This window comes from Paenibacillus sp. FSL R5-0810 (assembly GCF_038002285.1).
GTDB lineage: Bacteria > Bacillota > Bacilli > Paenibacillales > Paenibacillaceae > Paenibacillus_AQ > Paenibacillus_AQ lactis.
This window is the reverse complement of record NZ_JBBOCF010000001.1, coordinates 770152-785136: the sequence shown is the minus strand read 5'-3', so window position 1 is coordinate 785136 and position 14985 is coordinate 770152. Positions and strand designations below refer to the sequence as shown.

General features: G+C 53.1%; 13 protein-coding genes. All 13 read right to left on the bottom strand.

The genetic code is table 11. The features are described from left to right. Positions 1-91: 91 nt before the first annotated feature. Positions 92-1771 (bottom strand): ribonuclease J, encoded by a 1680-nt coding sequence (locus MKX76_RS03660; protein ID WP_007128697.1) that lies wholly within the window; start codon positions 1769-1771, stop codon positions 92-94. A 231-nt stretch (positions 1772-2002) separates the two neighbouring features. After that, positions 2003-2884, bottom strand: a complete 882-nt coding sequence (gene dapA, locus MKX76_RS03655) for a 4-hydroxy-tetrahydrodipicolinate synthase (RefSeq protein WP_341033003.1) — start codon at positions 2882-2884, stop codon at positions 2003-2005. Positions 2885-3044: 160 nt separating this feature from the next. Further along, the gene (gene dapG, locus MKX76_RS03650) at positions 3045-4259 is read right to left on the bottom strand and encodes an aspartate kinase (protein WP_341033002.1); all 1215 of its coding nucleotides are present in this window, start codon (positions 4257-4259) and stop codon (positions 3045-3047) included. 167 nt (positions 4260-4426) lie between these two features. Then, a complete protein-coding gene (locus MKX76_RS03645; protein WP_007128700.1) occupies positions 4427-5017 on the bottom strand; it encodes a dipicolinate synthase subunit B in 591 nt (196 codons plus the stop codon). Then, the gene (gene dpsA, locus MKX76_RS03640; RefSeq protein WP_341033001.1) at positions 5014-5913 is read right to left on the bottom strand and encodes a dipicolinate synthase subunit DpsA; all 900 of its coding nucleotides are present in this window, start codon (positions 5911-5913) and stop codon (positions 5014-5016) included. The genes MKX76_RS03645 and dpsA overlap by 4 nt, the downstream gene beginning before the upstream one ends. Positions 5914-6171: 258 nt before the next feature. After that, positions 6172-6618: a dUTP diphosphatase gene (gene dut, locus MKX76_RS03635; protein ID WP_208604280.1), complete on the bottom strand. Its 447-nt coding sequence runs from the start codon at positions 6616-6618 to the stop codon at positions 6172-6174. Then, positions 6593-7861, bottom strand: a complete 1269-nt coding sequence (locus MKX76_RS03630) for a M16 family metallopeptidase (protein WP_341033000.1) — start codon at positions 7859-7861, stop codon at positions 6593-6595. Before MKX76_RS03630 ends, dut begins: the two co-directional genes overlap by 26 nt. 107 nt (positions 7862-7968) lie before the next feature. Then, positions 7969-8967: a polysaccharide deacetylase family protein gene (locus MKX76_RS03625; protein ID WP_341032999.1), complete on the bottom strand. Its 999-nt coding sequence runs from the start codon at positions 8965-8967 to the stop codon at positions 7969-7971. A gap of 189 nt (positions 8968-9156) precedes the next feature. Next, the gene (gene pnp / locus MKX76_RS03620; RefSeq protein WP_007128705.1) at positions 9157-11250 is read right to left on the bottom strand and encodes a polyribonucleotide nucleotidyltransferase; all 2094 of its coding nucleotides are present in this window, start codon (positions 11248-11250) and stop codon (positions 9157-9159) included. A gap of 414 nt (positions 11251-11664) precedes the next feature. Further along, positions 11665-11934, bottom strand: a complete 270-nt coding sequence (gene rpsO / locus MKX76_RS03615; RefSeq protein WP_006211281.1) for a 30S ribosomal protein S15 — start codon at positions 11932-11934, stop codon at positions 11665-11667. Positions 11935-12103: 169 nt separating this feature from the next. Next, positions 12104-13057 (bottom strand): bifunctional riboflavin kinase/FAD synthetase, encoded by a 954-nt coding sequence (locus MKX76_RS03610; protein WP_028405660.1) that lies wholly within the window; start codon positions 13055-13057, stop codon positions 12104-12106. A 31-nt stretch (positions 13058-13088) separates the two neighbouring features. Continuing rightward, positions 13089-14003 carry a tRNA pseudouridine(55) synthase TruB gene (truB, locus tag MKX76_RS03605; protein ID WP_028405661.1) on the bottom strand — a complete coding sequence of 305 codons (915 nt, stop codon included), beginning with the start codon at positions 14001-14003 and terminating at the stop codon, positions 13089-13091. Continuing rightward, positions 14000-14977 carry a DHH family phosphoesterase gene (locus MKX76_RS03600; protein WP_028405662.1) on the bottom strand — a complete coding sequence of 326 codons (978 nt, stop codon included), beginning with the start codon at positions 14975-14977 and terminating at the stop codon, positions 14000-14002. The genes truB and MKX76_RS03600 overlap by 4 nt, the downstream gene beginning before the upstream one ends. Positions 14978-14985 lie beyond the last annotated feature (8 nt).

Genomic DNA, 14985 nt, shown 5'->3' with positions numbered 1-14985 from the left:
CCTCTTTCGCGGAAACCGTCCAATTATTACCTGCGAAAGAGAGGCGACTGTGTGCCTGATTATTTTTGAGGTCGTTATGCTAAAACGACAATTACACTTCCATGATGATCGGCAGGATCATCGGTCTGCGGCGTGTCTGCTCGTACAAGAAGCGTCCGAGAGCGTCCTTGACGCTTGTTTTCAGTGACGCCCACTCGTTTACGTTCTCACTCATCAGCTTCTGAAGCGTGCTGGAAACGATACGGTTGGCCTCATCCAGGAGACCTTCAGATTCACGGACATAAACGAATCCGCGAGAAATGATATCCGGACCGGATACGATGGAGCCGTTCTGCTTGCTCAAGGTAACGACAACGACAAGGATGCCGTCTTGGGACAACAGCTTCCGGTCACGCAGCACGATGTTGCCTACGTCGCCTACACCGAGCCCGTCAATCAGAACGTTGCCTGCGGTTACCTTGCCGGCCTTGCGGGCGGCACCGCCTTGAATCTCTACGATCTCCCCGATATCGGTAATGAAGATGTTGTCCGGGTCGACGCCGACGGACTCTGCAAGCAGAGCGTGACGGCGCTGCATCCGGTATTCCCCGTGAACAGGGATGAAAAATTGCGGTTTCATCAGGTTCAGCATCAGCTTCAGCTCTTCCTGGCTTCCGTGTCCCGAAACGTGCACACCGGAATTGGAACCGCTGTAAATCACATCGGCACCGAGGCGGAACAGCTCGTCGATCGTGCGGCCGACGTACTTCTCATTGCCAGGAACCGGAGTTGCCGCAATGATAACCGTATCGCCAGGCAAAATATCCACCTTGCGGTGGGTCGAGCGCGCCATGCGCGTAAGCGCAGACATCGGCTCTCCCTGACTGCCTGTACACAATACGACCACGCGGTCGGCTGCCATCTTGTTAACCTCTTCCGGCTCGATCAGCATGCCGTCCGGGATATGAAGATATCCAAGCTCGGCTGCGATCGAGACGACGTTCACCATGCTTCTTCCGATTACCGTAACCTTGCGGCCGGTTGATTCGGCAGCATTCACCACTTGCTGGATCCGGTGCACATTCGATGCGAATGTAGCCACCACCACACGCTGCTCGGCCTTGCGGAAAATATCTTCAAGAACGATGCCCACATTTTTCTCCGATGGCGTAAAGCCGGGTCTTTCCGCATTGGTGCTGTCGGACAGAAGGGCGAGAACGCCCTTGCTTCCGATTTCAGCCATCCGCTGCAAATCCGCATATTGGTCATTGACCGGCGTATGGTCGAATTTAAAGTCCCCTGTATGCACCACATTGCCTTCAGGCGTCTCGATGCAGATGCCGACCGAATCCGGGATACTGTGGTTGGTCTTGAAGAAGGTCGCTTTCATGGTGTTTCCGAGCTTGACTTCTGAATCGGCATGAATCAGAATCCGTTTCGTTTCGCCCAGCAGATTCGCTTCCCTGAGCTTATTCTCCACCAATCCGAGCGTCAATTTCGTTCCGTACACCGGAACATTCAAGTGCTTCAACACGTACGGGAGTCCGCCGATATGGTCCTCGTGACCGTGAGTCAGCAAAATCCCTCTCACCTTGTCGCGATTTTCCGTTAAATAGCTAATATCAGGAATAACGATATCAATTCCAAGCATATCTTCTTCTGGGAACTTCAGCCCAGCATCCACGACTACGATGTCATTGGCATATTGGATGACATACATGTTTTTCCCGATCTCACCGACGCCGCCCAAGGCAAAAATCGATAGTTTATCGCTGCTTATTTTCTTAGACAAATGTATCTAACCCTCCTATAGTTTTGGACGTCGTACCATTGTTATATTTAAATTTCAAAAAAATACCGCACCCAGTCACTTGAATTCATTATACATGATGAAAAAGTGAAAACACAAGTCAGCCGCCTACGTGTCCCATAGGATGCCCGAAACGGTGCGGTTTAAAACGAAAGAAGCCGCTGCCTTGTTCAGGCAGCGGCTGTACGTTTACTCGGTTTTGAAGCAGGTATATTACAATGACGCCAGCATCGAACGGATAAACGATGCTTCGCTTTCACTCGGCGAGACGAGCGGCAGGCGGACATCCCCTACCTGATAGCCTCTTTCATTCAGGGCGAACTTAACGGCGGACGGGTTCGGAAGCGGGTCCGGACACTCGAACAGTCCCTTGAACAGCGGGAATAACGATTGGTGAAGCTTTGCAGCTTCCTGCACATTCCCGGCAACATATGCATCGATCATATCCTTCATCCGTGCACCGGCAATATGACTTGCAACACTCACGATACCATAAGCGCCTACCGCCAGAGCCGGCAGCGCTGCAGAGTCATCGCCGGAATAGACGATAAATCCTTCCGGTGCGCCTGCAGCGATCGCAGTCACCTGATCGATCGAGGCGCATTCCTTCGTGGCAACGATATTCGGCAATTGCGCCAACCGCAACGTCGTGGCGGTGCTCAAGCTGACTCCCGTGCGTCCCGGCACGTTATATAGCATGACAGGCAGCGAGGTTGCTGCTGCGATTGCCTCAAAATGCTTATACAGACCTTCTTGATTCGGTTTATTGTAATATGGCGCAACCAGCAAGATGCCGTCGACCCCGCAAGCTTCCGCTTTCTTCGTCAATTCGACGGAATGTGCGGTATTGTTGCTGCCTGTGCCTGCGATAATTTTGCATTTTCCGGCCGCCTGCTTTACAGCGAATGCGAACAATTCGAGCTTTTCCGATTCACTCAGCGTGGGAGACTCGCCGGTTGTGCCGGCGATCACGAGGGAGTCTGATTTTTGATCCGCAATCAAATGCTCAATTAATCTTGCCGTCTCGTCCCAATTGATCTCGCCGCTGTGATCGAACGGGGTTACCATGGCCGTAATCAATCTTCCGAAATCCACAATGATTCCTCCTTAGCTTTTTCCCGTATACGGGAAAACCTGCTTCATTCTCTACATAGCATATCCTAAATCAGGGCAATCTGCATTACCCATACCTTAATCCCGTACCGATAAATTGATAAACGATGATGTCACACAAACCTGGAAAAACGACACGGATCTATCGATGAAGCTCAAATTTGCTGTGCAGCGCGCGCAGCGCCTGAGCCATATCTTCTTTTTTGACAAGCACCCAAATCGTTGTATTGGAGTCAGCCGATTGCAAAATCGAAATATCGTGCTCGCTGAGCGATTCGACAATTTTCGCCATAATGCCAGGCACACCGTTAATGCCGCCTCCGATTACCGATACCTTCGCGCACCCGGATAAGCTTCTTGGCTTCAATCCAAGGTTCTGCAGCACCTCGATCGCTTTTTCCGAATCGCTGTCGAATACGGTATAAACAACCCCCGTCGGGGTAACATTAATAAAGTCTACGCTGATCGAATGCTCAGCCATGGATTTGAATACCTTCAGCTGTAAGCCTTCGGTCCGATCGCACTCGACCGAAATTTGGGTAATGTTGCTCACATAAGCAACGCCGGTCACATAACGGTCTACAATACCGGATTGGATATCCCTGAATCCTTCAGGCTGGGTCACAAGCGTTCCTTCGCTATCCGAGAAGGTCGAACGGACGCGAACCGGAATTTGGGACTGCATCGCGATCTCCACCGCTCTCGGATGAATGACCTTGGCCCCCTGATGGGCCATGTTGCAAATCTCCGTGTAGCTTACATAGCTTAACGGCTTGGCATCCTCTACAATCCGGGGATCTGCCGTCAAAATGCCGTTGACATCGGTATAGATATCCACCATTTCAGCGCGAAGCGCCGCACCCAGTGCTGTTGCGGAGGTGTCACTGCCTCCTCTGCCGAGCGTCGTTAAATCACCCGACTCGGTCTGCCCCTGAAAGCCCGTCACGATCACGACCTGATATAACTCCAGCTCCTTCAACACCCGGTCAGGCTTCACATCCTTGATTCGTGCATTGCCGAAATGATTGTCGGTTAGAAATCCGGCTTGGGCGCCCGTCAGAACCGTAGCGGTAATGCCCTCATGGTGGAGCAGGCTGCACAGGGTTGTCGCCGATATCACTTCTCCACAGCCCAGCAGCATGTCCCTTTCCCTGCTTGGTAGTGCATTTCCGTTATGCTCGATCCAATCAAGCAGGGTGTCTGTTGCGTAGGGTTCCCCACGTCGTCCCATCGCGGACACCACGACAACCAATCGATACTGATTGTCCAACTCGCGCCGGATGTGTCCGATAACATGGGTTCTCGCTTGCGGTGTGGACAACGAAGTGCCTCCGAATTTTTGAACTAAGATGCGCATGCATATTCCTCCGTTTATCTATGCCCGGGAGCGTGAAAACTCGGGGCCGACCGACTGAAACGGCCGGCTATTTAGCCTGGCCGCTTCGGTTCGTGCAGGTTGATTTCAGCAAAACTCCATGGTCTGCTGTTTTTCGAATGTTAAGGTTCTAAATGATGCCTATCGTATTAATGAGCGTATTCCACGAGCATTGGCTGCAGCTGTTTTCCTTCCAACGCCGCGTAGCAGGCTTCCGGTATCAGGTCCATTCTCGCCACGAGCGAGTTCGGCTTCTGCTGCGGGTTATCCTGGCCGAACGGAACGAAATATATATTCTTCGTAACCAGCAGTTTGGCGATATTGGCTGCATTCAGTCCCAGTCCATCATTTGTTGAAATGGCAAGCACGAGCGGTCTGCAGTTTCTCATCTGCGCCTTGGCAGCCATCAGAACAGGGCTATCCGTCATCGCGTTCGCCAGCTTGCTGGTCGTATTCCCTGTGCAAGGTGCAATGACCAGCACATCAAGAAGCTTGGAAGGTCCAAGCGGCTCCGCCTCAACAATCGTAGAAATAATATCATTCCCGGTTATATCTTTCAACTGTTTCTGCCAATTTTCCGATGTCCCAAATCGGGTATCCGTCGTCATGATGGTGCTCGATACAATCGGAATCACATTCGCTCCGCCCGATTTGAAACGCTCGATCTGCGGCATCACTTCTTCCAGCGTGCAGTGGGACCCCGTCAGGGCATAGCCCACCGTTTTTCCATTCCAATTCATTTCGCATCCCCCCGAATCTTGATTTCTTCAGAAATCAGCTCCACCAGCGCATTGGCGATAATGATGCCGGCTGTCTTAGGAGCCACGATTCCGGGTAGTCCGGGTGCGAGCATGGCTTTGATACCCCGTTTTTCGGCATAGCGAAAATCGCATCCGCCGGGTGCGGAGGCGAGATCGATGATAACGGCCTCCCGAGGCATTTTCGAGATGATTTGTGCTGTGACTATCATAGTTGGAATCGTGTTAAAAAGCAAGTCAATGCCGGCTACGTGAGTCCCCAAATCCTTTATGAGAAAAGGCTTCCAGCCCATTTCCTCCGCTCTGGCATAATGCTCCGATTTCCGTACGCCCATTATGACATTCGCACCGAGCCCCTGCAGGCTCCGCGCCATCGTAAATCCCGTCCGGCCCATGCCGAGCACCATGCTCGTGGATCCATGAATCGTAAAATCGGTATTTTGGATCGCCATCATCAGCGCTCCTTCTGCCGTCGGGATGGAGTTGTAGATCGCTACATCGTCCCGCTCAAATATTTCCACCAGCTTGATGTTATATTTGTCGCACAGCGATCGTAAATAAGGTTTGGCCATGCCGGTATAAACGACTCCGTGCTTCGGCATAGCGGCAATATGATCCTCCTGCAGCCGTAATGGACCTTCCGAAAACAATGCGCTGACACGTCCTTCATCATCACAGCCCACTACCGGCAAAATCAGGGCATCGGCATCCGCCATCAGCTCGGTGGAAAGCGTCTCGCGCGTAACCCCTTGGAATGAATCCTGCAGCTTCTCAAAGCCCGCGATCATGACGGAAGCATCCATCTCGGCGCACTTGCGGATCACTTCAATTTGCCTTGCGTCTCCTCCAACGAAGACGGTCCGGACTCCAGTCAGCATGGAAGGCGTCGCTCCTTTCTTTCTAACCAATGTATAGACCATCTTATGCTGCGGCCCATAAGGTGGTGAGCGAATTATCCATGTAACGCGTTGGATAGCCCCTTACGCTGCGGGAAGCGAGGTTTCGGCCCGATGGTCATCGTCGCACGGAAGACCCGACAAACCGGGGATGTCCTTGGCAACGGCAAAAAAGGCCGCCTTGGCTAATCAGCCAAAACGACCTTTCCAATTCGATGTGTAGAACTCGTAAACGCGAGCCTATTTCCCCGTGTGTCCAAATCCGCCCGTGCCGCGAACGGTTTCGGACAGCTCTTCCACCTCGGCAAAGGCGACTGCAGGCACGGTCTGAAATACCATTTGCGCTATCCGCTCGTTCCGCTCGATCGTAAATGGCTCTTGTCCCAAATTGATGAGCAGCACCTTCACTTCGCCGCGATAGTCGGCATCGATGGTGCCCGGCGAATTCAAGCAGGTAATCCCGTGCTTGAACGCCAGTCCGCTGCGAGGGCGGATTTGGGCCTCCAGCTCTGCCGGCATGGCCATTGCAAAGCCAGCCGGGATCAGCTTGCGCTCGCCGGGCTGCAGAACGACCGGCTCCGGTACAGCGGCATGCAGGTCGAAGCCTGCAGCGAGCTCGGACATTTTCACAGGCAGCTTCACATCTTCATTACCGGGTAATCTATGGATTTGAACGTAGTGCAACAAATTCATTCCTCCTAAGTCCATTCAATGCTTTGTCTGAGGTTCCAACCATCGCGAGTGCATATGGAGTATTAAACATTCGGTCGAGGACGGCATTCACATCCTCCATGCTTACTTGCTCAATGCGCTTGATCAGCTCATCAAGGGTGTGATGCCGGCCCAGCATCAGCTCGTTCTTGCCAAGCCGGTTCATGCGGCTGCTGGTGCTCTCCAGACTAAGGATGAGGCTTCCCTTCAGCTGCTCCTTCCCCTTCTTGAGCTCCTGCTCCGTCATTCCGTTCGTTGCCAGATCATGCAGCATCTCGATCGTCAAATCCAGCACATCCTTCGTCTGCTTGGGCGCCGTGCCCGCATAGATGGTGAACATGCCGCTGTCCGCATGGGAGCTGTGATAGGAATATACCGAGTAAGCGAGCCCCCGCTTCTCCCGGATTTCCTGGAACAGCCGCGAGCTCATTCCACCGCCGATGGCATTGTTAAGAAGCACCATTGCATATTGCAGATCCTCGCCGATCGAGCAGCCCGGGAACGACATGCAGATATGATTCTGCTCGGTCTTCTTCTTCCGGAACTGGACGCCGTCCAGAAATGACGGCACCTCAAGGGCTTGGGGCGCACGGCGATTGGAAAATCCGCCGAAGTGCCGCTCCAGCAGCTCGATCGTTCCTTCATTGATATTTCCGGCAAGCGCAATGACCGTATTCTCGATCGTATAGTGATCTTCCATGTAAGCGCGCAGCGCATCGGAATCCATCGCTTCCAGCCGTTCCTTCGTACCAAGGATCGGAAATGCGAGCGGGTGATCGCCATAAACGGCCGTTGACATCAGGTCGTGCACCAGATCATCCGGCGTATCCTCATACATGGCGATCTCTTCCAGGATTACATTCTTCTCCTTGGCCAGCTCTTCCGCATCCAGCTTGGAGTTGAAGAACATATCGGAGAGAACATCGACAGCAATCGGAAAATGCTCATCCAATACCTTAGCATAATAGCAGGTATACTCTTTAGCCGTGAACGCGTTGACGTTTCCACCGATCGCATCGAACTGCTCGGCAATCGCACGGGCGTCAAACCGCTCCGTCCCTTTGAACATCATATGCTCTATAAAATGCGTAATCCCATTGATCTCCGGCGTCTCATTGCGGGATCCGGTCTTCACCCAGATGCCGAAGGATACCGAACGACTTGTGGGGATGCTCTCCATAACCACACGCAGGCCGTTTGACAATTGTATTTTTTTCACGCAAGGCCCCCCTAACTGTCCATCCAGGTTCATTTCAGCTGACCAACAGCCTCATGCCATCCATTCATTCTATCAAACTTTACCATGTGCCACAACACCCTGGACTTCTAGGTTCCACCCGGCATGATCCGGTCAGGCGAAAGCGTCTGGCTGACCGTGCCGATCGATAGACCCTTGGCCCGTATCCCGTCAATCATGCCCTTCAACGCTTTCGAGGAGGAGTCTGTTGGATGCATGAGAATGAGGAAGCCTGGTTCGACTTTACTGCTTATTTTCTGAACGACCGCTTCCGGCTCAGGATGCTGCCAGTCCACGGTGTCAAGCGTCCACAGCACCGTTTTCAGCCCCCGGGCATGGGCGATCGCTACCGTCTGCTTGTTGAAATCGCCGGAAGGGGGCGCAAACCATTTATTTTCCACCCCTAAACTGGTCTTAAGCAGCTCCTGCGTTTTCGCAATTTCCAGATCGGCGCGTTCCCTGCTTAGACGGCTCATGTTGGGATGGGTGAAAGCATGATTCTCGACTTCATGGCCCCGCTTTACAATCTCGCCTGCAAGCTCCGGATTTTTCTTGAGCCAGCTGCCGTCGAGGAAGAAGGTGGTCTTGATATTTTCCTCATCGAGCGTATTCAGCATGGGCTCCAGAAATTCGTTGCCCCAGGCAACATTAATCATGAGCGACACCATCGGTTTATTCGGGTTCCCCCGATAGATCGGGTGAGATGCAAGATCCAGGTCGTTTAGCGTTACTTTGGCCGGAATTTCACGATATACGAGCGGGAGGGCCTCTCCCTTCCCCCGGTTCTTCACGGCCAGATTATATGTAGCCTCCACATCGACCTCAAGTCCGTTATAGCCGGGGATTGCCTCCCATACTCTGTCCACTCTCGCGTCAACAGGCTCTACTCTTTCCTTGGCAGCCGCAGCCTCAATCTGATTGAGCAGCTCCACGTCGACTACCGCTCCCGTAAGACTGCTGCTGTTCACGAGCTTTGTATTTGCCGCGGGCTCAAGTCCGGACACATAACCCCACGCGCCGCTGAACACGGCGGCAGCCGATACCAATGCGGTACCGGTCAGGAGCACGGCGATTTTCTTATCTTTCATGGGCTCTCCCACTCCCCCTCAGGCAGCTTTGTCCCATTTTATGTGCCGGGCTCCGGAATTATGAGCCAAAAGTAGAGCTGCGGCCTCGGTATGAGGGTGTATGGCGAGCTAGACGCAAAAAAAGAGCCAGAATCAGGTTCTGCCTCTTTCTTCATTTGCTATTTCGGACGCTCAGGCCATGGCCCGCGCTTACTTCGCTTCCGCAGTCAATACCGCTTTGCGCGACAGGTTAATGCGTCCTTGCTGATCGATTTCCGTGACCTTAACGGTGATGACGTCACCAATGGCAACAACATCCTCCACCTTCGCCACCCGCTCGGTCGACAGCTGGGAAATGTGAACCAGCCCGTCTTTATTAGGCAAAATTTCCACGAACGCGCCGAACTTCTCGATCCGTTTGACGGTACCGGTATAAATTTCGCCGACCGCGACTTCCTTCACAATGCCTTCGATAATCGTAAGAGCTTTGCGGTTCATCTCTTCATTCGAAGAAGCGATAAATACGCGTCCATCCTGTTCGATATCGATCTTCACGCCGGTTTCCTCAATGATTTTGTTGATAATTTTGCCGCCGGCTCCGATGACATCGCGGATTTTGTCCGGATTGATCTGCATCGTGATGATCTTAGGCGCATATTGGGACAAGCTTGCTCTCGGTTCTTTGATGACCTCCATCATTTTGCCGAGGATATGCATGCGTCCTTCCTTTGCTTGCTGGAGTGCTTCCTGCAAAATCGCGCGGTCAATGCCGTCGATTTTGATATCCATCTGAATGGCGGTAACCCCATCCGGCGTTCCGGCAACTTTGAAGTCCATATCGCCGAGATGGTCCTCCATTCCCTGGATGTCCGTCAGAATGGATACATGCTCTCCGTCCTTAATCAAGCCCATGGCTACACCTGCTACAGGCGCTTTGATCGGTACACCGGCATCCATCATCGCCAGCGTGCTTGCGCAAATGCTCGCCTGGGAAGTCGATCCGTTCGATTCAAGCACTTCCGATACCAGGCGGATCGTGTACGGGAACTCGGCTTCATTAGGAATAACCTTGCTCAGTGCACGCTCACCCAAAGCACCATGTCCGATCTCCCGGCGACCCGGCGCGCGGAGGGGACGAGCCTCACCTACGCTGAACGGCGGGAAGTTATAGTGGTGCATGAAGCGCTTGGTCTCTTCCAGGTCGATGCCGTCAAGAATCTGCACATCGCCGAGGGCACCCAAAGTACATACGCTGAGCGCTTGCGTTTGACCGCGCGTGAACAAGCCGGAGCCGTGGGTTCTTGGAAGCAGACCCGTGTCGCATTCGATCGGACGAATCTCGGACAGGCCGCGTCCGTCCGGACGAACCTTGTCATGCGTAATGAGACGACGGACTTCCTCCTTCACGATGTCGTGAAGAACCTCTTTAACATCCTTCAAAAGTTCCGGCGTTTCAATATACTTTTCCTCAAATACGGTATAAGTCTCTTCATTAATCGCATCGATGGCATCCTGACGGGCATGCTTCTCTTCAATGCGAACGGCTTCGACAAGGCGGGCCTCCGCAAACTCGCGAACCTCGCGATTGACGTTTTCGTCTACGGCATGGAGCTTCACTTCCATCTTTTCCTTGCCGGCAACGGCCACCAATTCCTCGATCTTCGCCACAATCTTCTTGATTTCCTCATGACCGAACATGATCGCTTCCAGCATCACTTCTTCCGGAACCTCATTCGCTTCGGCCTCAACCATCATGATCGCGTCTTTCGTACCTGCAACGACGAGATAAATGTCACTGGCTTCCTGCTCTGCAATTGTAGGGTTCACGACAAAATTGCCGTTAACGCGTCCTACCGCCACGCCGCCGATCGGTCCGTTGAACGGAACATCGGAAATGCTGAGGGCTGCAGAGGTACCGATCATCGCGGCAATTTCCGGCTCGCAGTCCTGATCCACGCTCATGACGAGATTAAGGACCTGAACATCGTTGCGGAAGCCTTCGGGGAACAGCGGCCGGATCGGACGGTCAGTCAAGCGGCTTGCAAGGATTGCTTTCTCGCTCGGTCTGCCCTCCCGTTTAATGAATCCCCCCGGGATTTTACCAACCGCATACAATCTTTCCTCATAGTTCACCGTTAACGGGAAGAAATCCAAATCCTTCGGCTCACTTGAAGCCGTCACCGTACAGAGAACCGCCGTGTCGCCGTAACGGACCATAACAGCCGCATTTGCCTGCTTGGCCAGCCGACCGGTTTCGAGTACGAGAGGTCTTCCGCCAAGCTGCATTTCAACACTAGTTTCCATGTATTCCCTCCTCATAGGGATAAATTTTTTTGTCGTCTTCTAGCTTTCAGTATTGCCTAAAAACAGCATCATCTTTAATAATGCCGCCCGTTTGATCGATCGGAGTGTTTCACTGGATTCTATTGCTCGAGCTTATGTACGACAAACAACGAACTCATCTTGGAACACTCGATGACGAAAGCGGGAAACGCCGGCAGAAGCTTAAAGCTTATGGAAGGCGAATCGGGTATATCAATATCTATGTGAATATCTTTCGCTGCAAAGCCTCGGCTTATGAATAACAACATGGCTTTACAGGAAAGCGGGCAAACGAAAGCAATTTCCATAATACTTAGAAAAGAGCCCGGTTGTGCCGCTGTCGTTCCAAGAAGGACAGTGGACAACCAGGCTGTTTTCGGTAAATCCTATGGATGATTAGCGACGCAATCCAAGCTTCTCGATCAAAGCACTGTAACGTTTTACATCCTTGTTTTTCAAGTATGCAAGCAACTTACGGCGTTGGCCGACCATTTTCAGCAATCCACGGCGGGAATGATGATCCTTCTTGTGCGTACGCAAGTGGTCAGTCAAGTTCGTAATGTTTTCCGTTAGGATAGCGATCTGCACCTCTGGAGATCCTGTATCGGACTCGTGAGTTTTGTGCTCGTCAATCAGTTGTTGTTTACGTTCCTGAGTCAATGCCATCCTGTTCACCTCCTTCGTCATAATCGCCGTTGGCCCAGATACCGACGGTGAGATCAAACATCCAAGCCAAGGTTAAATTGCCCGAATCCCGGGCAACCTCTAAGAGTATAGCATACTTTTCCGAAAAAAGAAAATCCGATCCGCCAATTTATCGAAAAAGCGTGCTGCCCTATTCCATGTCCTTGAGAATCCTGCGGGCTTCGACCGCATCCCGGTGAATCCACTCCACAAGCTCCTGCACCGATTCGAATTTATGCTCTTTCCGAATATATTGAACCATCTCCACCGTCATGACCTGACCGTATAAATCGCCGCTGTAGTCGAAAAGATGCACCTCGAAGATCGGCTTCGTGATGCCTTCATGGAACGTTGGCTTGACACCGACGTTCATGACCCCGGCAATCCAGCCCCCCTCCTGATCCGAACGGGCACGCACGGCGTACACGCCCAGGGCCGGGATGACGTACGGATCCGTCAGCTCGAGATTCGCCGTCGGAAAGCCGATCTGCCTTCCGCGCTTCTCGCCGTGGATTACGGTTCCCCGAATGCTGTAATTTCTGCCGAGCCACCGGTTAGCATCCGCGAGCTGTCCGGTCTGCAGGGCAATCCGGATAGAAGAGCTGCCTACCTTCTCTCCATCCACTAAGAATGGCGGAACGGTGACGACAGACATCGCCCCTTCGCTTAATGCCTGAAGCTTGACGGCATCTCCCGCTCCCTTATGTCCAAAACGGAAATCGAATCCGACCACGGCCGTCTGCAGCGAGAGCGGGAGCAGCATGTCCGATACGAACGCTTCCGGACTGACTTCGGAGAACGCTTTGTTGAACTCCACAACGTACAGGATATCAATCCCCATCTCCTGCAGCAGCTTTTCCTTATCAGCCTGGGGAGTAAGATAGCCCTCATAATTTCCTTTGCCGATCACATCTTTAGGATGGGGATAGAAGGTGATGAGAGCGGCAGGAAGCCCTTGCTCCCGCGCAATTCCGACGGCCGTCGTAATCACGCTCTCATGACCCAGATGCAGACCGTCAAATTGTCCGATGGCCGCGACCTTCGGCACGCCGGCTTCCAATACGTTCTCCGGATTTATGGGGTAGGACAACGATACAATCCTCATGTTTCTCACCTCCATTCAACTAGAACAAGCACTATCTTGAAAATACCTTCACTGGCACGATCGCGCCTGATTCGGCTTGCCGCTTGTAGATTCCAAGAAAGCTTCCTTGGCTGTCATAGAGCCGGATCGGCTCGTCGCCTTCAACCAGAGGCTCCACGGCTCTGGCGGACAAGCGCTGTCCTTGCAGGGCAGCTTCCGCTTTCTCATCCGATACGGTATGAGCCGGAAGATGGGAGACCGCCCGGTCGACCGGAATCAGCTTATTCTGAAGCTGTCCTTCCTTCATAAGCTGTTCAATGGTTTCAAGGGTCAGGCAGTCGGCTGCCGGAATGCCGGCCGAGATCGTGCGTACAAGCCGAACCATGACGGAAGGAACGCCGAGCTTGCGGCCGATATCAACGCACAATGTGCGGATATATGTACCTTTGGAGCACAGCACCCGAAACGATATTTCGGGATAGGCGCCGCTGGCGTCAAAGCCGGTCATCTCAATCTCATGAATGGTGACGGTCCGGCTTTTGCGTTCAACGGTCTTCCCTTCCCGCGCAAGCTCATACAGACGCTTGCCGTTTACCTTGACGGCGGAATACATCGGGGGAACCTGGGAGATTTCACCCACAAACGAACTCAGCGCTTCCTCCGCTTCCTCCCTCGTTACCAGCACGCTGTCTGCCTCTTCAATGACCGTACCCGTGGCATCCTCCGTATCCGTAGCATACCCAAGACGCAGAACAGCCTCATATTCCTTCGGCAGTTCCTGCATATACTCCACGACTCGCGTCGCTCTGCCCAAACACAGCGGCAGCACTCCCGTAACCTCCGGATCAAGCGTACCCGTATGGCCAATCCGTTTCATGCGGACAATTCCTCTTACTTTGGCTACCACATCATGCGATGTCCAGCCGGCGGGCTTATGCACGGCCAAAATACCTTCCAACTCTGTCATAACCGTAGTCTCACCTGCTCCACAACGCGGGGGATAACATCCTCCAAAGGCCCCTCCAGACTGCAGCCGGCAGCCCGGACATGGCCTCCGCCTCCGAACCCTTGGGCAAGGGCGGCAACGTCGACTTTTCCGGCGGAGCGAAGGCTAACCTTCACGATACCGGATTTCAGAAGCTTAAACAAGATTCCGACCTCGACGCCTTGAATATTGCGGGGATAATTGACAATCCCCTCCAGATCCTCGCTGGCTGCACCGCAGCGGTCCATATGGTCAGGGGTAACGTGCACCCATGCGATTTTTCCATCCTCCGACACCTGGAGCGTATTCAGCGCTTCAACAAGCACTTTCATCTGGGGAAGAGTCATCTCTTCCAGCAGGATCTCCGCGAGCTCCGGCCCGTTAACGCCATGACCTAGCAGCTCTGAGGCAATGCTCATCACTTTAGGCGACGTGTTCGTATAACGGAAACCTCCGGTATCTGTAAGAAGCCCCGTATAGACGGACGTAGCAATCTCGGCATCCCAGGTGATCCCGCATACATTCAACAGGTCATACAGAATTTCTGCCGTCGCGGCGGCTTGAGGCAGCACCAGGTTAACGGAGCCGTACCGGTCATTGGTAGGGTGGTGGTCGATGTTCACGATTCTGGCATTCTCGGCAAACAACGTCCGGATGTGCCCTACCCGGGCAAAATCCGCGCAATCCACGCAGATCACATGCGTAAACGTCCGATCCGGCAGCTCTTCCGACCCGTTGATAATATCCTCGGCATGCCACAGCATGTTCATTCGTTTCGGGATCGGCCCTTCATTGATCATCGTGAATTTCTTGCCCAGACATGAGAGAAGCCAGCCCACCGCAAGGGTGGAACTGACTGCATCTCCATCGGGCTGAACATGCGACACAACCAAATAGTCATCGTGCTCCAGCAGAAACGACTTTACCTGCTGCAGCTCTTGCTCATAGGTCTGCATTCGCCCTC